Here is a 19,863-nt window from a genome sequence, read left to right on the forward strand (position 1 = left end):
GACAACGCGTGTGCTCACGCAGGGAGACGCAGATGAAGATCAAACACCTACCGGCGGCGTTCGCCGCCGTCATGGCGCTCGGATTCGCCATGCATTCGCCGCTCGCATCGGCGACGCTGAAGCCGGGCGACACCGCGCCGACCTTCACGACCGAAGCTTCGCTCGGCGGCAAGACCTACACCTACTCGCTCGCCGACGAACTGAAGAAGGGCCCGGTCGTGCTGTACTTCTATCCGGCCGCGTTCACGAAGGGCTGCACGATCGAGGCGCACGAGTTCGCCGATGCGGTCGACGAATACAGGAAGTACGGTGCGACGGTGATCGGTGTGTCGCACGACAACATCGATACGCTGACGAAGTTCTCGGTCAGCGAGTGCCGCAGCAAATTCCCGGTCGCGGCCGATGCCGATTCGAAGGTGATCGGCGCATACGACGCCGGCATGCCGCTGCATAGCGGCATGGCCAATCGCGTGTCGTACGTGATCGCGCCGGACGGCAAGATCATCTACGAATACACGAGCCTGTCGCCCGAGAAGCATGTCGAGAACACGCTGAAGGCGCTCAAGGACTGGACGGCGGCGCATAAGGCGCAGTGAGGCGGGGCGGGGTGCGGTGGTGCCCGCTGGTGCGCCTGGTGCCCGCCAGGGCACGCCGCATAGTCGGCTACGCAGCGCCGTAGCGGCAGGCAAGCCGTGGCGCGTCGGCCCGCTGGCCTCTTGCGCGCGGCGCTGCGATTGGCGCAACGACGGGTTGCATCGCGGACCGGCGCGCTCGTGCTAGGCTCAAGCCTTTTGCCGGGTGAGTGAGCGATGCCGATTCTCGTTGCGTTGATTGCGCTGATCGCGCTGGTGTACGGTGCGGTGCGGGCCTTTTATGCGTTGCAGGCCGCGTTCGGCCTGGCCGTCGCGGTCGGCGTCGCCGTGCTGGTCGCGCTGCTGTTGATCGGCGCGCTGGCGCACTGGTTGCGGCGGCGCCGCGAAGTCGCGCCGAACGTGCGCGACGGCGACTGGACGCATGAGCTGAAGGGCAACTGGGGTGCGCTGCGGCTCGCGGCGGCCAAGCGGCTCTGCGAGATTCGCGTCGGCGACGAAAAGGGCGCGTATATCTTCGCCGATCTGCTCGGCGCCGAAGTGCGGGGCGGCGGCGCGCAGGCACAACTTGCGCTCGAGGTGAAGGACCCGCGGCACGCCGAGTGGATCGTGCCGATGTCGGGCGAGCGCGAGGCGCGCCAATGGCAGCGGATTTTTGCGCTGGCTATTGCACAGAAACTCTGAGGCACAGAAACTCTGAGCAAAAACCCTGAACAGAAACGCCGAGCCGGCTTAAGAACGGCAACGCGGAGCAAAAGTTTTCAACGAAACGCCGCGGGAAAACGCCGAAGCTCTCGCTTTAAAAGTCTTCTGCTGGTTGGTCGCGCCGGCTCACGCGGCGGGTTCGCATGCATCGAATTTATCAGGCATGCCAACCCGCCGCGTTACCATTGAACGTTACGACGACGTCGGCGTCGCGCCACCCGAGCGGCGCGCCTTTCGCGCTTCCCAGCGCACGCGGATGCGGTCCATGTAGAGATACACGACCGGCGTCGTATAGAGCGTGAGCATCTGGCTCACGATCAGCCCGCCGACGATCGAAATACCGAGCGGCGCGCGCATCTCCGCGCCTTCGCCGCGTCCGAACGCGAGCGGCAACGCGCCGAGCAGCGCCGCGAACGTGGTCATCATGATCGGCCGGAAGCGCAGCAGACACGCCTGGTAGATCGCATCGCGCGACGACAGCCCGTGGCGCGAGGCCTCGATCGCGAAGTCCACCATCATGATCGCGTTCTTCTTCACGATGCCGATCAGCAGGATCACGCCGATCAGCGCGATGATGCTGAACTCGGTCTTGAAGAGCAGCAGCGCGAGCAGGGCACCGACGCCGGCCGACGGCAGCGTCGAGAGAATCGTCAGCGGATGGATATAGCTTTCGTACAGGATGCCGAGCACGATGTAGACGGCCGCGAGCGCCGCGAGGATCAGGATCGGCTGGTCGGACATCGACTGCTGGAACGCCTGCGCGGTGCCTTGGAAGCTGCCGTGGATCGTGCCCGGCATGCCGATTTCGGCCATCGTGTCGTAGATCGCCTGGGTGGCGGTGGAGAGCGACACGCCCGGCGGCAGGTTGAACGAAATCGTCGAGGCCACGAACTGGCTCTGGTGATTGACCGACAGCGGCGTGGTGCCCGGCCCGAAGCTCGCGATGGCCGAGAGCGGCACCATCGTTTCCTTCGCGGTCGAGACCGGCGAGCCCGACGACGCGCTCGACTTGCCGCTCGCCGCGATCGAGTTGATCGCCTGGTTGCGCGCGGAGTCGGCGGCGATGCTGGCCGCGCTCGTGGCGGTGGTGCCCGCCGCGCCGCCCGTGGCCGCACTGGTCGTGCTGGTTGTGCTGGTCGTACTCGCCGCCGCGTGCGCGGTCACCGTGCCGGCCGGCGCGTTGGTGGTTTGCGCGCCGCTCGCGCTGCCGCCCGAGGTGCTGACGAAGATTTCATTCAGCATCTCCGGGCTCTGCCAGTAGCGCGGCGCGACTTCCATCACGACGTGATACTGGTTCAGCGGGTTGTAGATCGTCGACACCTGGCGCTGGCCGAACGCGTCGTAGAGCGTGTTGTCGATCTGCGCGGGCTTGATGCCGACGCGCGACGCGGTCGCGCGGTCGATCGTCACCATCGCTTCGAGGCCGCCTTGCTGCTGGTCGGAGTTGACGTCCGCGAGTTCCTTGCGCGCCTGCAGCGCTTCGGTCAGCTTCGGTCCCCACTTGTAGAGGTCGGGCGTTGAGTCGGCGAGCAGCGTGAACTGATACTGCGCGTTCGATTGCCGGCCGCCCACGCGGATGTCCTGCACCGATTGCAGGAACGTGCGCGCGCCGGCCACGTCGCCAAGCGGTGCGCGCAGTTGCTGGATCACCTGATCGGCGGAGAGCTTGCGCTCGCTCTTCGACTTGAGCGACACGAACATGAAGCCCGAGTTGGTCTGCCGGCCGCCCGTGAAGCCGACCACGCTGTCGACGGCGGGGTTCTTGCCGACGATGTCCATCATCTGCGCGAACTTGCCCTTCATCGCCTGGAACGAGGTGCTCTGGTCGGCCTGGATGCCGCCGACGAGCCGCCCGGTGTCCTGCTGCGGAAAGAAGCCCTTCGGCACGATGATGTAGAGCGCGACGTTCAGCGCGATCGTCAGCAGCAGGATGGTGACGATCAGGAGCGGATGGCGCAGCGCCCAGCCGAGCGTGCGCTCGTAGCCGTGCTGCATCGACATGAAGCCGCGCTCGAGCCACTGGCCGAAGCGGCTCTCCTCGCGCTTTTCATGCGGCTCGCGCAGCAGGCGCGAGCACATCATCGGCGTGAGCGTGAGCGAGACGAGGAGCGACACCGCGATCGCGAGCGACAGCGTCAGCGCGAACTCGCGGAAGAGGCGCCCGACGATGCCGCCCATCAGCAGAATCGGCAGGAACACCGCGACGAGCGAGATGCTGATCGACATCACCGTGAAGCCGACCTCGCGCGCGCCGCGGAACGCGGCCTTCCTGCGCGGCACGCCGTTCTCGATGTGCCGCGAGATGTTTTCGAGCACGACGATCGCGTCGTCGACGACGAAGCCGGTCGCGATGGTCAGCGCCATCAGCGAGAGGTTGTCGATCGAGAAGCCCATCAGATACATCGCGCCGAACGTGCCGATGATCGAGATCGGCACGGCCACACTCGGAATCAGCGTGGCGCGCCAGTTGCGCAGGAACAGGAACACCACCATCACGACGAGCGCGACCGCGATCACGAGCGTGCGCTCGGTGTCCTTCAGCGAGGCGCGGATCGTGGTGGAGCGGTCCGAGGTCGGCTCGATGTCGACGTCGGCGGGCAGCGACGCGTGCAGTTGCGGCAGCATGGCCTTGACGCGGTCGACGGTCTCGATGATGTTCGCGCCGGGCTGCCGGTACAGGATCACGAGCACCGAGCGCTTGCCGTTGAAGAGGCCGAGGTTGCGCAGGTCTTCGACCGAATCGACGACCTCGCCCATGTCCGAGAGCTTGACCGGCGCGCCGTTGCGATAGGCGATCACGAGGTCCTTGTACTGCGATGCCTTGCTCGCCTGGTCGTTGGTGTAGAGCTGCACGCGGTTCTCGCCGAACTCGATCGAGCCTTTCGGGCTGTTCGCGTTGGCCGAGGCGAGCGCCGCGCGCACGTCTTCGAGACCGATGCCGTAGTGCGACAGCGCATGCGGCTCCAGTTCGACGCGCACGGCCGGGTTCGCCGAGCCGTTCACGTCCACTTCGCCGATGCCGTCCACCTGCGAGAGCGACTGCTGCAGCACCGTGGCGGCCGAGTCGTACAACTGGCCGGCCGTCAGCGTGTGCGAGGTGAGCGCGAGAATCAGGATCGGCGCGTCGGCGGGGTTGACCTTGTGGTAGGTCGGGTTGCTGCGCAGGCTCGCGGGCAGGTCGGCGCGCGCCGCGTTGATGGCGGCCTGCACGTCGCGCGCGGCGCCGTCGATGTCGCGGTTCAGGCCGAACTGCATCGTGATGCGCGCCGCGCCGACCGAACTCGACGAGGTCATTTCGGTGACGTCGGCGATCGAGCCCAGATGCCGTTCGAGCGGACTCGCGACGCTCGTCGCCACGGTCTCGGGGCTCGCGCCCGGCAGCGACGCCTGGATCGAGATGGTCGGGAAATCGACCTGCGGCAGGGGCGCGACCGGCAGCTTCGTGAACGCGAACACGCCCGACAGCGCGATGCCGATCGCCAGCAGCGTGGTGGCGACCGGGCGGGAAATGAACGGACGCGACAGGTTCATCGCCTAGTTCCCTGCATCGGCGGCGGGCGGCGTGGCGCTGCCGGACGAGTCGCTACGGTTGAAGCGCTCGCGCAGGCGGCGGCCGAGCGAATCGAACGCGAGGTAGATCACCGGCGTCGTGAACAGCGTCAGCAGCTGGCTCACGATCAGGCCGCCCGCGATCGCGATGCCGAGCGGGCGGCGCAGCTCCGAGCCCGCGCCGGTGCCGAGCATCAGCGGCAGCGCGCCGAGCAGGGCGGCCAACGTGGTCATCAGGATCGGCCGGAAGCGCAAGAGACACGCCTGGTAGATCGCCTCGCGCGGCGGCTTGCCTTCCTCGCGCTCGGCGTAGAGCGCGAAGTCGATCATCATGATCGCGTTCTTCTTCACGATGCCGATCAGCAGCACGATGCCGATGATGCCGATGATGTCGAGATCATGGCCGGTCATGAGCAGCGCGAGCAGCGCGCCGACGCCGGCCGACGGCAGCGTGGAGAGAATCGTGATCGGATGGATGAAGCTCTCGTACAGCACGCCGAGCACGATGTACATCGTGACGATCGCCGCGAGGATCAGGAACAGCTCGTTGGCGAGCGAGGCCTGGAACGCGAGCGCCGCGCCCTGGAAGCGCGTCTGGAACGAGGCGGGCAGGCCGATGTCCTGCTCGGCCTGCTGAATCGCCTGCACGGCCGCGCCGAGCGACGAACCGGGCGCGAGGTTGAACGACACCGTGGTGGCCGGGAACTGGCTCAGGTGCGTGACGAGCAGCGGCGCGGGCCGTTCGATGAACTTCGCAATCGACGACAGCGGCACCTGGCCGCCCGTCGAGGTGGAAGAGGGCAGGTAGATCGAATTCAGCGAATCGGTGTATTGCTGCATCGTCGGCTGCGCTTCGAGAATCACGCGGTACTGGTTCGACTGCGTGAAGATCGTCGAGATGATGCGCTGGCCGAACGCGTCGTACAGCGCGCTGTCGATCGTGGCCGGTGTGATGCCGAAGCGCGCGGCAGTCGCGCGGTCGATCTCGATGAACACCGAGCGGCCGTTGTCCTGCAGATCGGTCGCGACGTCGGCGAGTTCGGGCGACTGCTTCAGGCGGTCGACCAGCTTCGGCACCCACGTCGTGAATTCGCTGATGTTCGGATCGGTCAGCATGAACTGGTATTGCGTCGGGCTCACGGTCGAGTCGATCGTCAGGTCCTGCACCGGCTGCATGAAAAGCGAGGCGCCCGGAATGTGCGCGACGTCCTTCTGCAACTGGCGGATCACGTCGCTCGCGGTATGGCTGCGGTCGTCGCGCGGCTTCAGGTTGATGAGCATGCGGCCGCTGTTCAGCGTGATGTTGCTGCCGTCCACGCCGATGAACGACGTGAGGCTGTCGACGTCCGGGTTCTTCAGAATTTGCGCGGCGAGCGCCTGCTGACGCTCGGCCATCGACGCGAACGAGACCGACTGCGGCATCTGCGTGATCGCCTGGATCACGCCGGTGTCCTGCACGGGGAAGAAGCCCTTCGGCACGAACACGTAGAGCAGCCCGGTCAGCACGAGCGTGAGCACGGCGACGACGAGCGTCGAGCGCTGCCGGTTCAGCACCCACGTGAGCGCGACCGCGTAGCGCGCGATCACCCAGTCGATGAAGCGGTGTGCCTTCGCCTCGAAGCGGTGGCTTTCGTGCGGTGGCGTGTGGCGCAGCAGCTTCGCGCACATCATCGGCACGAGCGTGAGCGAGACGACCGCCGAGATCACGATCGTCACCGCGAGCGTGATCGCGAATTCGTGGAACAGCCGGCCGACCACGTCGCCCATGAACAGCAGCGGAATCAGCACCGCGATCAGCGAGACCGTCAGCGAGATGATCGTGAAGCCGATCTGCTTGGAGCCCTTCAGCGCGGCTTCGAGCGCCGTGTCGCCTTCCTCGACGTAGCGCGCGATGTTCTCGATCATCACGATCGCGTCGTCGACCACGAAGCCGGTCGCGATGGTCAGCGCCATCAGCGAGAGGTTGTCGAGCGAGAAGCCGCACAGGTACATCACGGCGAGCGTGCCGATCAGCGAGAGCGGCACCGAGAGGCTCGGGATGATCGTCGCGTAGACGTTGGCGAGGAACAGGTACATCACCAGCACGACCAGCACGACCGACATCGCCAGTTCGAACTGCACGTCGCGCACCGACGCGCGGATCGTCGTGGTGCGGTCGGTGACGACCTGCACGTCGAGCGCGGCGGGCAGCGCCTGCTGCAGTTGCGGCAGCAGCGCCTTGATGCTGTCGACCACCTGGATCACGTTCGCGCCCGGCTGGCGCTGCACGTTCAGGATGATCGCCGGCGTGTTGTCGACCCACGCGCCGAGCTTGGTGTTCTCCGCGCCCGCGACGATGTTCGCGACGTCGGTCAGCATGACCGGCCGGCCGTTCTTGTAGGCGATCACCGCGCTCTTGTACTGGTCGGGATCGGTCAGCTGGTCGTTCGAGTTGATCGTGTAGTTGCGCGTCGGGCCGTCGAAGTTGCCCTTCGGCGTGTTGACGTTGAGGTTCGAGATCGTGGTGCGCAGATCGTCGAGATTCAGGCCGTACGCGGCGAGCGCGCGCGGGTTCGCCTGAATCCGCACGGCCGGGCGCTGGCCGCCCGACAGACTGACGAGACCCACGCCCGCGACCTGCGAGATTTTCTGCGCGAGGCGCGTGTCGGCGAGGTCCTGCACCTGGGTGAGCGGCAGCGTTTTCGAGGTGATCGCGAGCGTGATGATCGGCGCGTCGGCCGGATTGACCTTCGCGTAGATCGGCGGTGCGGGCAGGTCGGACGGCAGCAGGTTGCCGGCCGCATTGATGGCGGCCTGCACTTCCTGCTCGGCGATGTCGAGCGGCAAGTCGAGGCTGAACTGCAGCGTGATGATCGACGAGCCTGCCGAGCTTTGCGACGACATCTGATTGAGCGACGGCATCTGTCCGAACTGCCGCTCGAGCGGCGCCGTCACCGACGACGTCATCACGTCCGGACTCGCGCCCGGATAGAAGGTCTGCACCTGGATCGTCGGATAGTCGACCTCGGGTAGCGCGGAGAGCGGCAGAAAGCGCAGCGCCACGAGGCCGACCAGCATGATCGCCGCCATGAGCAGCGCGGTGCCGACGGGACGCAGAATAAAAGCGCGGGATGGATTCATGCGGTAAGTGCCGTGCCTTTTACTTTATTGCGCAGCCTGCGACGCGTGTCTGCCGCGATGCGCATGCGCGGCGGAAGCACCCGAGGCGCCGACCGCAGCGTGCGCGCCCGATGCGCCCGATGCACCACTGGGACGCTCGGCCGGAATCGTGATCTTCGAGCCTTCGCGCAGACGGTCCGAACCGTCGATCACGACGCGCTCGCCGAGCGCGAGGCCCGACTTGATGCTGGTGCGCTCGCCGTCCACGGGACCGGGCTTGACCGGCCGGACCGTGACCGTGTTGTCGTCCTTCACGACGTAGACGAACGGACCCATCGAGCCGTTGAGCACCGCCGAGGTCGGCACGATGACGGCGTCCTTGATCGTGTCGACGAGCAGGCGCGTGTTGACGAACTGGTTCGGGAACAGCCCGTTGTCCTTGTTATCGAAGAGCGCGCGCAGACGCACCGTGCCGGTGGTCGTGTCGATCTGGTTGTCCATCGTCTTCAGCGAGCCGACTTCGAGCGGCCGCGTGTTGCTGCGGTCGTAGGCGGTGGCCGAGAGCTGTTCGCCGTTCTGCGTGTGCTGGATGATCTGCTGCAGGTTGTCTTCCGAAGTCGTGAAGATCACGCTGATCGGCTGCAACTGCGTGATGACCGCGATGCCGTTCGCGAGGCCCGAGGTCACGTAGTTGCCCGGATCGACCTGGCGCAGGCCGACGCGGCCCGACACCGGCGCGGTGATGCGCGCGTAGATGAGGTCGAGCTTGAAACTGTCGACATTCGCCTGGTCGGACTTAACGGTGCCTTCGTACTGGCGCACGAGCGATGCCTGCGTGTCGACCTGCTGGCTCGCGATCGAGTCCTGCGCGAGCAGTGTCTGATAGCGCTTGAGGTCGAGGCGCGCGGTGGCGAGCAGCGCCTCGTCGCGCACCAGTGTGCCCTCGGCGTTGCGCAGCGAAATCTCGTACGGGCGCGGGTCGATCTGGGCCAGCACGTCGCCCTTCCTGACCATCTGGCCTTCCTTGAAATAGACGTCCTGCAGGACGCCGCTCAGCTGCGGCAGCACGGTCACGGTAGCCAGCGGCGTGACCGTGCCGAGCGCGGTCAGCACGACCGGCATCTCGCCTTGCGTGGCGGTGGCGACGTGCACCGGCTGCGCCATGTTCGCCATCGCGTTCGGACCGCCGCGGCCGAAGCGGCCACCGCCCCGCGCACCGCTTGCGCCGGCCGGGGCGCTGGCGCCGCTCGCGCCGCCCCACGGATGCCAGCGCCATAGCACCACTCCGAGAATGACCAGAACCGCGACGATCAGTGCGATGGTGCGGCCGCGATGCCGCTTTACCGCGCCGGGCGCGCCATGTTGCGCGCCGCTTGCCGACGGTTGGGAAGCGGTGGGGCGCTGGTTTTCCGGGTGCTTTTGTTGTTCGTCCATCGGTTCGGTCGGGTGGCTGGCTTTTTGATGTGCGCCGCTCGCGCGTTTGCCGCGCCCGCAGGGCGGCGACACGTGGACGGCATGACAGGCGGCTGCGGTTGCGTCAGGTTGCGTTCGGTTGCGGGTGCGTCGCGCAACGCGATGCTACCCGAGGCGCGGGACAGAGATGTTAACGCAATGCGGAATCACCACGGCGCGCGCGGCGCCGTTTTCGACGGCAAAAACGGCCAGATGCGCGTGTATCCCGCGACGGGATGCGTGATCGTACGTTGCGGTCTCTGTAACAGTCCAGCCGCCTATTTTTCGTTTAATTACGAAGGTTACAGGATGTTGGGAAATTGTTGGCCTGGTGTGAAGGGGCGCCTCGCCGGGCGCCGTCGGCCGCGTGCGCCGGCTGGTGGCGCATCCGGCCGCGGTGCTTTTCGCCGTGCCTGTCGCGGTGTCTGTCTCGGTGCCTCAGGTGTCGAGCCGGCGCGCCGGCGTGCCGCCGACTTCGAGCACGATCTTGCCGATGCATTCGAGCAGCGCGGGCGCGGCATGCGAGATGAGCCAGTCGCGCGGGCACTGGTCGGCCGCGCCGCCGCAATTGACCGCATAGCGCTCGCCCGACGGCCCGACGAAGCCGAGCGCGATCGCATTGAGGCCGTCGTACCACTCGCCGGTGGCGATCGCGAAGCCGCGCTCCAGCGTGTCCTCGATCGCGCTTTCGAGCCGTCCGCCGATGTAGCCCCATTCGTTGCCTTCGGCCGTCTGCAGACCGGCAAGCAACGCTTCGCGTTCCGGCTGCTCGAGCGCCACCAGATAGGCGCGGCCGACCGCGGTGCGCGTCAGGCTCATGCGCGAGCCGATTTCGAGCCGCGACACGAGCACCGCCGAGCGCGGCCGGATCGTGTCGATCACGACCATGTCGAAGCGGTCGCGCACGGCCAGATGCACCGAGAGGGCGGTGCGCTCGGCGAGTTCGATCAGGAAAGGCCGTGCGCGGGCGCGGATGTCGAAATTGCGCAGAAAGCCGTTGCTCAGCTCCAGCACCGACGAAGTCAGCACGAAGCGTTCGCTGTCGGGCAGCCGCAGCAGGAAGCCGGCGCTGACCAGCGTCGCCGTGATGCGCGAGACCGTCGGCTTCGGAATGCCGGTGAGTTCGGCGAGTTCGCGATTGCTCAGCGGCGCGTTCGCGGCGGCAATCGAGCGCAGCACGGTCAGGCCGCGAGCGAGGGCGGTGACTTCGTCGCCCGAGCCGTCCCGGTCTTTGGCGACGACCGCTGCGCTCGGGATCGGAGTAGGTCGTTTCATGGTTTTTTGGAACTGTATTTCAGATTCTGAGTTCGTCCCCCGTCGACGGCCGGTCTACGGAAGACGGCGGGCATCTTCCAGCCGTGGCACCAGTTCAGTTTTGTTTGTGACAAATCGATTCTATCGGAAAAAGTTGCCGGAACGACCTGGATTCGGATTTTGCTTGACTTAGTCAGCATAATCATAAAAAATGGAACATTATTTCGAAAGATGGAATCTTCCAGAAAGGTTGCCGGCCGTATCGTTCCCGTTGCCCGTATCGCGCGGGAATGCAAGGGGCTCGGCGGCGAATGCTTTCGAAGTCTGCTTTCAGGCACCGCTTTTAACCCCCGCTGCTTTTGCTTTAATACCGTCTCTCAGGTTCTAGCACGGCCCTCGGAATGGCTAGAACTTTTAAGGCGTCACGGCAACGTGACGCCTTTTTTTCTTTTCCGCTTTCTTTCCGCTCTCGTACGCTCAGACCTGCGGGTTGGTCTGCACCTCGTCGAAACGCTTCACGCGATAGATCACCGCCGACACGAGCCAGCTGAGCGCGAAGATGCCGATGATGATGTAGCCGAGCATGCCGAAGTTATCGTTGAGCGCGCCGATCGCGTCCCAGATGCCGCCTTTCAGGTTCAGCTGATCCGCGAGAAGGCCGAGCGCCTCGATGCCGCCGATCACGAGCGCGACCGCGATCGAGACGAGCGTGATCGTCATGTTGTAGTAGATCTTGCGCAGCGGCCTTTCGTACGCCCAGCCGTAGGCGCCGAGCATCAGGTGGCCGTCGAGCGTGTCGACGAGCGACATGCCCGCACTGAACAGCACCGGAAACACCATGATCGCCCACGGCGAGAGCCCCTTGGCCGCCTGCGTCGCCGCGATGCCGAGCAGGCCGATTTCCGTGGCGGTGTCGAAGCCGAGGCCGAACAGAAAGCCGATCGGATACATGTGCCAGCTACGCGTCACGAGCCGGAAGAGCGGCCGGAACAGGCGCGCGATGAAGCCTCGATTCGCGAGCAGCATGTCGAAGTCGTCGTCGACATAGGCGCCGCCATTGCGCACGTGGCGCCACGCGCGGTAGATGCCGCGCAGAATCAGGAAGTTCATCAGCGCGAGCGCGAACAGGAAAAAGGACGACACGGCCGTGCTGACGATGCCGCCGATCTCCCTGTAGTTGTCGAAGCGGCCCTGGATCGCGGTGGTCGCGAGCGCCACCGCGACCGACGCGAGCACGACCACGCTCGAATGGCCGAGCGAGAAAAAGAAGCCCACGGCAACGGGCCGCTTGCGTTCCTGCATGAGCTTGCGCGTCACGTTGTCGATGGCGGCGATGTGGTCGGCGTCGACGGCATGGCGCAGGCCGAATCCGTACGCGAGCAGCGCGGTGCCGAGCAGCACCGGATAGTGGTGGAACGCCACGATCGCCCACAGCCACGCGAGCAGGTTGATGGCGATCAGCACGCCGTAGATGCCGAATAATTTGCTGCGGACTCTCGAATCCGAATCGTTGAAAATCTCGACGAGTCGATCAAGCATGTTGAATCTCCAGGAATTGCGCGTTCCGTGCAGGTTGGGAAAAGACGACATAGCGAGGTCTGACTCCGGGGTGAAACAGGTTCCCCCGATACAGTGGCGCGACCGCGCCGGAATCTCACCGGCTTCCCGCTGTGTCCGTGTTGAGGCGTAGGCCCTGTGGGCTTATACATCGCCGATACTGAAAAGTCGATTTCTGCGCCGGCCGCGAGAGTCGGCGAGACCGTCGAACGGGTTCCGGTTTCGCTCCCGGTTGGGTTTTTCGGGCGGCGGCACGCATGTCCGCACGCGAGTACTGCGCGGGTGCCGAGCGAGTGTCGAGCCGGCTGCTCAGCGCGACAGCAGCGACACCGTTGCGATGCCGAGGATCGTCATCGCGAGCGAGGCGCTGACGTGAATCGCGACTTCGCCGGCCGCCCAGCCGAGCCGTCCGTCCTGCAGGCGTTGCACGACTTCGGCGGAGAAGGTCGAGAACGTTGAGAGACCACCCATCAAACCGGTGATGACGAAGAGCCGCCATTCCGGCGCGAGTTGCGGCACGCGCGCGAAGCCCGCGACCGCCACGCCGATGATGTAGCCGGCGATCACGTTGGCGGCCAGCGTGCCGAGCGGCAGTCCGCTAAACAGGCCGTTCAGGCGAATGCCGAGGAACCAGCGAAACAGCGAGCCGAGTGCGCCGCCGATGGCGACAGCGAGAAAGGACCAATACATGGAAGAGGATCGGAAACCGGAGTGTGTCGACAAACCGGTTCATGCGGGCGAGACGATGCCGCGTCCGCATGACCGGGCGTAGCAGGCATCATCAGCCCCAAGGGCGGTTAAGGGAGAATGCCATCTCCAGCCGCGCAGTCTAACATCGGTGTGCGCATTTGTACGCGCACCCCGGCTCACTCCGGCGTCGCCGAAATCTTGTGGATCGACAGATCCGCGCCGTTGTATTCCTCTTCCTGATCGAGCCTCAGGCCCACGGTCATGCGGATCACGCCATACACGAGCGTGCCGCCGAGCACCGCCACGACGATGCCGCCGAGCGTGCCGAGCACCTGCGCGCCGAGCGACACGCCACCCATGCCGCCCAGCGCGCGCATCCCGAAGATGCCGGCCGCGATGCCGCCCCACGCGCCGCACAGGCCGTGCAGCGGCCATACGCCGAGCACGTCGTCGATGCGCCAGCGGTTCTGCACGCAGGTGAACATATAGACGAACAGCACGCCGGCGATGCCGCCCGTCACCAGCGCGCCGAGCGGGTGCATGAGGTCGGAGCCCGCGCATACCGCGACGAGTCCGGCGAGCGGGCCGTTGTACGTGAAGCCGGGGTCGTTGCGGCCGGCGAACCAGGCGCTCAGCGTGCCGCCGACCATCGCCATCAGCGAGTTGACCGCGACGAGGCCGCTGATCTTGTCGAGCGTCTGCGCGCTCATCACGTTAAAGCCGAACCAGCCGACCGTCAGCACCCATGCGCCGAGCGCGAGAAACGGAATGTTCGAGGGCGGATGCGCGGCGATGCCGCCGTCGCGGTGATAACGGCCGTGGCGCGCGCCGAGCAGCAGCACGGCCGGCAACGCGACCCAGCCGCCGAACGCGTGCACGACGACCGAGCCCGCGAAGTCGTGGAACGGCGCGCCGAACGCCTGCGTGAGCCAGTCCTGAATGCCGAAGCGGTCATTCCACGCGATGCCTTCGAAGAACGGATAGACGAAGCCGACCAGCACGAACGTCGCGAACAGCTGCGGGTTGAATTTCGAGCGCTCGGCGATGCCGCCCGAGACGATCGCCGGAATCGCGGCGGCGAACGTCAGCAGGAAGAAGAAGCGCACGAGCCCGTAGCCGTTGTGCTCGGCGAGCGACGCGGCGCTGCCGAAAAACTGCACGCCGTACGCGATCGTGTAGCCGATGAAGAAATACGCGATCGTCGAGACGGCGAAATCCACGAGGATCTTGACGAGCGCATTGACCTGATTCTTCTTGCGCACCGTGCCGAGTTCAAGGAACGCGAAGCCCGCGTGCATCGCCAGCACCATGGCGGCGCCGAGCAGAAGAAACTCGGTGTCGGCGCCGTATTTCAGACTTTCCATCGATGTGTCCCGCTTATGCCAAAAAGTGCGCTATGTGAGCAAGAAGTGGGCCAAAGTTGTGCCGGCGGCGCCGGTGCGGTGCAAGCAGGCACCGGGATGGACTTGCACACGATTTCGCACCGTGCCGCGTGGGCTGGACTTTGCACCTGAATAGCGACAACAGGCACAAAAAAAGTGCATGCGCGCCGGATGGCGGCGGGAATGATCCAGCCGGGGGCATAATCTTCGATTTCTATTACAGTTTTATCTGGATTCCTGACGCATGAGGCGCCTGCGGTGTATGCGGCGCATACGGCGCCCGACAGCCGGGCGGCGTGTCTCGCGTCGCGTTCGCGCCGGCTTCCCGTGCGGCCCGGCCTGCGGCCCGCTTTGTCTTCCCGCGCAAACGCCGACATAATGTGCCGATTCCGTGCACGATCCGCCGGCCATTCCCACCAATGCGTACGCATGAGACTGACCACTAAAGGCCTGTTGCTGATCGCGATTCCCGCCGTTCTCGAACTGGCGCTGCTCTCCGGACTCGTGAAGGCGCAGGCCGATACGGCGCGAGCCGAGCGCTGGGCAATGCACAGCGAGGAAGTGCTGCGCCAGAGCACCGCGATTCTCGACCCGGTGCTGTCGGAATCGGTCGCGCTGCGCGGCGCCGTGCTTGCCAACGACGTCCGCTTCACGACGCCGGTCGCGGTATGGGTCGACGTGGACCGGCGCATCGATCAACTGGCCGAGCTGGTCGCCGACAATCCGGCGCAGGTCGAGCGCGTGGTCGAGGTGCGCCAGGCGGTGCAGGCGTATCGCCAATGGTCGGACCGGATCGAGGACCTGATGCACGCGGGGCGCCGCGCCGACATTCTCGCGCGCTTCCACGATCTCGCCCAGGCCGACGTGCTCGACCATTTTCGTCTGCAGGTGACCGCGTTCCAGGCCGAGGAGCGGCGCCTCGACATGCTGCGCTCGAATGCCGCCGACGCCGCGCGCGACCGTCAGCAATCGCTGATCGTCGCGGCCGCGTTCGGCTCGCTGCTGTTCGTCGCGATGGCCGTGTGGCTGTTCACGCGCGGCGTGCGCGGCCGGCTCGCGCAGCTTTCCGACAACGCCGGGCGCCTCGCCAGCAACGAGCCGCTTGCGCCGATCGGCGCAGGCCGCGACGAGATCGCGCGGCTCGACCTGACCTTGCACGAGACGAGCCGCCGTCTGCTCGAAGCCGAGCGCATCGAGGCGCGCTTTCATGCGGACCTCGAGCGCCGCGCGGCCGAACTCGCGCGCATCAACGAGACGCTGCGGCAGCAGACCCAGGAAAACGAGATGTTCATCTACAGCGTGTCGCACGATCTGCGCGCGCCGCTCGTGAACCTGCAGGGCTTTTCGAAGGAACTGATCCGCGCCTGCGACGAACTGCGCGCGGCGGTGCGCGAATCGACGCTCACGGCCGGCGCGCGGCAACGCATCGAGCGCGTGATCGACGAGGACGTCGGCGAGGCGCTGCATTATCTGCAGACGGCCGTGCTGCGCTCGTCGCACATCATCGACGCGCTGCTGCGGCTCTCGCGCGTCGGCCGCGTCGAATACCGGCGCCAGAAGGTCGACGTGCGCGACATCGTGCAGCGCGTCGTCGATGCGATGCAGGGCTCGATCCGCGCGCGGCGCGCGCGCGTGACGCTCGGCGAATTGCCGGCGGTGTGGGGCGATCCGACCGCGCTCGAACAGATCTTCGCGAACCTCGTCGGCAATGCGGTCAACTATCTGGCGCCGGCGCGCGAAGGCCGCATCGAAATCGGCACGACGCCGGCGCCGCCCGGCGTGCAGTCGCTGCGCATCTTCTACGTGCGCGACAACGGCCTCGGGATTCCGGCGGTCGCGCTGCCGCGTCTGTTCAACGCGTTCCAGCGTCTGCACGGCAACGCGACGGCCGGCGAGGGCATCGGCCTCGCGCTCGTGCGGCGCATGGTCGAGCGGCACGGCGGCCGCGTGTGGGCGGAGTCGAAGGAAGGAACCGGGACGACGTTTTATCTGTCGCTGCCCGAAGCGGGGGCTGGGGCAGCCGGTGCGCGGGTGCTTGCCGATGCGGCCGGGATTCTCGCGAGCCGCGATTCGCCGGGCAGTCTCGCGCAGAGGGAGACGCGCGAGTGGGCGAAGGCCGGCGACGGTGGCGGCGATGCGAGGCTGTCCGCGCCTGCGTCCGCGATCGATGTGCAGCGGGGGATCGGGACCCGGTAGGGCGCGAGAGCGGCGTGAGGGAGAGGCGGGAGAGCGGCAGGAGAAGAGCGTCAGGAACGCGGCGCGAGGCTGCCGGCGGCCCTGCGGCCCGCGCGGTGCTCGTCCGATCGTCCGCCCAGTGCCCGTTCAGCAGCCCGCGAAGATGCGCCGCGGTTTGAGCAGCCTCGTGCCGCGTATCGACCAGTAACAGCCGCAGGCGAGTAGTACCGCGCCACCCGCGAGCGCCTCGATCGGCGCGGGCCGCAGGCCGGCGAAGCCATCGACGCTGAAAAAGCCTTGCGCGACGATCAGGCTCGCTGCCCACAGCGAGCACGCGGCCTGTAGCAGCAGGCGCGTGCCCTTTATTTGCCGCGAGCGGGTGTTGCGCGACCAGGCGCCGGGCCGGCGCGCGCAGAAAAAAGCGATTGCTATCAGGATAACGGCAAGCAGGACGATCCAGTCGGTCAGTTTCATCGAAGCGGCACTCCCCAAGGCAGCCGCGACTATGGGGGAGCTTTGCTTCGAGAACTATCGGACAAATCTTAAATGAGGGGGCCGCTTGATCTGGCGGCGAGCGCGGCGTTGCGTCCGCGCTTGCCGCATGTGCTGGCGCGCAGGCGCGCCAGCGGTCGAACGCGATACCTCAATGCTCGATACGCGTGCCGAGCAGCACGAGGAATTGACGCAGCCACTCGGGATGTGCGGGCCATGCGGGCGCGGTGACGAAGTTGGCGTCGGTGATCGCCGCGTCGACGGGAATGTCGGCGTATTCGCCGCCCGCCAGCTTCACTTCGGGCGCGCAGGCCGGGTAGGCGGAAATGCGCTTGCCGCGGATCACGTCGGCGGCCGCGAGCAGCTGCGCGGCGTGGCAGATCGCGGCGATCGGCTTGCCCGCCTCGGCGAATTGCCGCACGACGTCGATCACCTTTGGATTGAGCCGCAGATACTCGGGCGCGCGGCCGCCGGCGATCGCGAGCGCGTCGTACTGGTGCGGATCGGTGTCGTCGAACGAGGCGTTCAGCGTGAACTGGTGGCCCGGCTTCTCGGTATAGGTCTGGTCGCCTTCGAAATCGTGGATCGCGGTTTTCACGCGATCGCCCGCCTTCTTGTTCGGGCAGACCGCGTCGACGATATGGCCAACTGCCTGCAGCGCCTGAAACGGCACCATCGTTTCGTAATCCTCGGCGAAATCGCCGGTCAGGAACAGGATCTTCTTTGCCGCCATCGTATGCCTCCGGTTGATCAACGGAATACCGCGCCGGGTTCACTCGCGTGTATCGGCGCGAGGAGATGCTGACAGATGCTGCTCAATGCTCCGGCAGTCTACTCCATCATCGTTGACAGAACCGCGACGATCCTCGGGCCGTGCGCCGTGCGCCAGGTGTTGCGCATGGCGCGTAAAAACGGAGCGCGCGGGGCAAGGCGGTATCATGGGCGCGTCTTCGCAAGCACGGGCCGCCTCGCGGCGGTTCATGGCACCTATGATTTCCTCTCTTTCTTCTTCGCGGTTTTCTTCGCTGTTGCGCCGCGCGGCGTTCGTGGTCCTGATCTTCGGTGGCCTGGCCGCGTGCCAGAAGAACGACGCGTCGGCCGGCCAGGTGACGAGCAAGCTCGACGACGCGGCTCAGGCCGCCGGCCAGAAGCTTGATCAGGCGGCGAGCTATGTCGGTCAGCAGGTCGATGCGAGCAAGGCCGCCGCGCAGCAGACGCTCGATGCCGCATCCGCGCCGTCGCTCAGGATCGACCCCGCATCGCTGGCGTCGAGCGCGCAGGCCAATCTGCAGAACGCGGCGAGCGCGGCCAACGCGCAGTTGGGCAAGGCCGCGTCGCTAACGGGGCAGGGACTCGAGGCGGCGGGGCGCAAGCTGCAGGCGTGGTCGGCGCAGAACGCGGCGGCGTCCGCTGCGTCGGCGGCATCGGGCGAGTCGTCCGACGCGCAGAAGCAGATGGATAAATGAGCCGCGTGCGGGTCGCCCGCATCGGCTCGCCTCGTTTGACGAAGGCGATAAGTGTAATTATCATGGTTACATATTGTCGCCGCGAGGCAGGTTCGCTGTGAACACGAGTAGCCGGTTTGCGTTTGCTGTGCACGTGCTTGCGCTGTTGTCGTTGCAGGGGGGCGTGCCGCTGTCCTCGGACATGATCGCGGGCAGCGTCAATACGAATCCCGCGCTGATTCGCCGGCTTCTGAGCATGCTCGCGGAAGCGGGGCTCACCACCTCGCAGCTGGGCGCGGGCGGCGGCGCCTTGCTCGCGCGGGCACCCGGGCAGATCACGCTGCTCGACGTGTATCGCGCGGTCGAAGAGGCGCCGCTATTTCCGCTGCATCGCGAGGCGCCGAACCCGGCGTGCATGGTGGGGCGCAATATTCAGGGCGTGCTGCACGGTATCGTCGACGAAGCGCAGCAGGCCATGGAGAGCGCACTCGCCGGCCGCACGCTCGCCGACGCGACCGCCGACGTCGTGCGCACGGAAAAGCAGCGGGCGCGCAAGCGGCGCGCGGGGGGATGACGTTGCGGCATGGCCGGCGAAGCCATGCCATGACGGCGGTAAAAGCAGCATCGCAGCACGCGTGTAGGGGTGTTGCGGCACACGTGACGCACGCACGCCTGAAAAGACGAACGAAGTCGAATGAGGTAGAACGGGGTGAGCACCCCGCTTTTTTTCACTCAATATGTAACTACTGTAGTTACATATAACGCATCAGGAGTCAACAACATGAGCAAGCAACTAAAGATCGCATTGTTCGGCGCGACTGGCATGATCGGTTCGCGGATCGCCGTGGAAGCCACGCGGCGCGGGCATCAGGTGACGGCGCTCGCGCGCGATCCGGCACGCGTGCCGGCTGGCGTCGCGAATCTGCACGCGGCGAAGGCCGATCTGCTCGACGCCGCGAGCGTCGGCGCGGCGGTGCGCGATCACGACGTCGTCGCGAGCGCGTATGCGCCGCCGCAAGGCGATCTCGCGGTGCTGTCGAAGGCGGCCCATGCGCTTGTCGAGGGCGTGCGCGCGGCGGGGATCAAGCGCCTCGTGGTGGTGGGCGGCGCGGGTTCGCTCGAAGTCGCGCCGGGCAAGCAACTGGTCGACACCGCCGGTTTTCCGGACGCCTACAAGGGCATTGCGCTTGCGCATCGCGACGCATTCGACTACTACCGCGGCGTGAGCGATCTCGACTGGACGTGCTTCGCCCCAGCCGCGCTGATCGCGCCGGGCGAGCGCACGGGCAAGTTCCGCACGGGCGCGAAAACGCTGATCGCCGACACCGAAGGCAATAGCCGCATTTCCGCCGAAGACTACGCCATCGCGTTCGTCGACGAACTGGAGCAGGGCCGTTTCATCCGCCAACTCGCGACGGCCGCTTACTGAGGCCCTGGGTGGCCGCCCGTGCAAGCGCCCTAACATTCAGTTAC

The 19,863-nt window shown here is 66.2% G+C and carries 15 protein-coding genes and 2 riboswitches; of the genes, 6 read left to right on the forward strand and 9 right to left on the reverse strand.

The genetic code is table 11. The features are described from left to right. The first annotated feature begins 32 nt into the window (after positions 1–32). Positions 33–596, forward strand: a complete 564-nt coding sequence (locus tag GXB81_RS21460; RefSeq protein WP_167284587.1) for a peroxiredoxin — start codon at positions 33–35, stop codon at positions 594–596. Positions 597–809: 213 nt separating this feature from the next. Next, the gene (locus tag GXB81_RS21465; protein WP_167040272.1) at positions 810–1,274 is read left to right on the forward strand and encodes a hypothetical protein; all 465 of its coding nucleotides are present in this window, start codon (positions 810–812) and stop codon (positions 1,272–1,274) included. A gap of 213 nt (positions 1,275–1,487) precedes the next feature. Here the strand turns inward: GXB81_RS21465 and GXB81_RS21470 are convergent, their stop codons facing one another. The 7 genes from GXB81_RS21470 to GXB81_RS21500 form a co-directional block, all read right to left on the reverse strand. Then, positions 1,488–4,826, reverse strand: a complete 3,339-nt coding sequence (locus GXB81_RS21470; protein ID WP_167040270.1) for an efflux RND transporter permease subunit — start codon at positions 4,824–4,826, stop codon at positions 1,488–1,490. A 3-nt stretch (positions 4,827–4,829) separates the two neighbouring features. Beyond that, complete coding sequence (locus tag GXB81_RS21475) at positions 4,830–7,964, reverse strand: MdtB/MuxB family multidrug efflux RND transporter permease subunit (RefSeq protein WP_167040268.1); 3,135 nt, start codon at positions 7,962–7,964, stop codon at positions 4,830–4,832. A 24-nt stretch (positions 7,965–7,988) separates the two neighbouring features. Next, positions 7,989–9,377, reverse strand: coding sequence for an MdtA/MuxA family multidrug efflux RND transporter periplasmic adaptor subunit (locus tag GXB81_RS21480; protein ID WP_167284584.1), 1,389 nt, complete (start codon positions 9,375–9,377; stop codon positions 7,989–7,991). A 456-nt stretch (positions 9,378–9,833) separates the two neighbouring features. Continuing rightward, entirely contained in the window at positions 9,834–10,670 is an 837-nt protein-coding gene (locus GXB81_RS21485; protein WP_205990268.1) for an IclR family transcriptional regulator, read from the reverse strand. Positions 10,671–11,126: 456 nt separating this feature from the next. Beyond that, the gene (locus GXB81_RS21490) at positions 11,127–12,188 is read right to left on the reverse strand and encodes a HoxN/HupN/NixA family nickel/cobalt transporter (RefSeq protein ID WP_167040262.1); all 1,062 of its coding nucleotides are present in this window, start codon (positions 12,186–12,188) and stop codon (positions 11,127–11,129) included. Positions 12,189–12,221: 33 nt separating this feature from the next. Then, a riboswitch (cobalamin riboswitch) is annotated at positions 12,222–12,360 on the reverse strand. 155 nt (positions 12,361–12,515) lie between these two features. Next, positions 12,516–12,896, reverse strand: a complete 381-nt coding sequence (crcB, locus tag GXB81_RS21495) for a fluoride efflux transporter CrcB (protein WP_167040260.1) — start codon at positions 12,894–12,896, stop codon at positions 12,516–12,518. Positions 12,897–12,971: 75 nt separating this feature from the next. Then, positions 12,972–13,033, reverse strand: a riboswitch (Fluoride riboswitch). A gap of 39 nt (positions 13,034–13,072) precedes the next feature. Continuing rightward, positions 13,073–14,260, reverse strand: a complete 1,188-nt coding sequence (locus tag GXB81_RS21500; protein ID WP_167284581.1) for an ammonium transporter — start codon at positions 14,258–14,260, stop codon at positions 13,073–13,075. 447 nt (positions 14,261–14,707) lie between these two features. On the opposite strand from GXB81_RS21500, the gene GXB81_RS21505 reads away from it, so the two are divergent. After that, entirely contained in the window at positions 14,708–16,474 is a 1,767-nt protein-coding gene (locus tag GXB81_RS21505; RefSeq protein ID WP_167040256.1) for a sensor histidine kinase, read from the forward strand. 126 nt (positions 16,475–16,600) lie between these two features. On the opposite strand, the gene GXB81_RS21510 is transcribed toward GXB81_RS21505, so the two are convergent. Continuing rightward, positions 16,601–16,927: a hypothetical protein gene (locus tag GXB81_RS21510; RefSeq protein ID WP_167040254.1), complete on the reverse strand. Its 327-nt coding sequence runs from the start codon at positions 16,925–16,927 to the stop codon at positions 16,601–16,603. A gap of 169 nt (positions 16,928–17,096) precedes the next feature. Beyond that, positions 17,097–17,678: a DJ-1/PfpI family protein gene (locus GXB81_RS21515; RefSeq protein ID WP_167040252.1), complete on the reverse strand. Its 582-nt coding sequence runs from the start codon at positions 17,676–17,678 to the stop codon at positions 17,097–17,099. 256 nt (positions 17,679–17,934) lie between these two features. Here GXB81_RS21515 and GXB81_RS21520 point away from each other — a divergent pair, with 256 nt between their 5' ends. The 3 genes from GXB81_RS21520 (at position 17,935) to GXB81_RS21530 (ending at position 19,819) form a co-directional block, all read left to right on the forward strand. Next, positions 17,935–18,411, forward strand: coding sequence for a hypothetical protein (locus tag GXB81_RS21520; protein WP_205192732.1), 477 nt, complete (start codon positions 17,935–17,937; stop codon positions 18,409–18,411). Between the two features lie 97 nt (positions 18,412–18,508). Continuing rightward, positions 18,509–18,964, forward strand: a complete 456-nt coding sequence (locus GXB81_RS21525; protein ID WP_205990269.1) for an Rrf2 family transcriptional regulator — start codon at positions 18,509–18,511, stop codon at positions 18,962–18,964. Between the two features lie 207 nt (positions 18,965–19,171). Further along, positions 19,172–19,819, forward strand: coding sequence for an NAD(P)H-binding protein (locus GXB81_RS21530; protein WP_205990270.1), 648 nt, complete (start codon positions 19,172–19,174; stop codon positions 19,817–19,819). Positions 19,820–19,863 lie beyond the last annotated feature (44 nt).

The sequence above is a fragment of the Paraburkholderia sp. Ac-20336 genome (genome assembly GCF_017105025.1).
GTDB lineage: Bacteria > Pseudomonadota > Gammaproteobacteria > Burkholderiales > Burkholderiaceae > Paraburkholderia.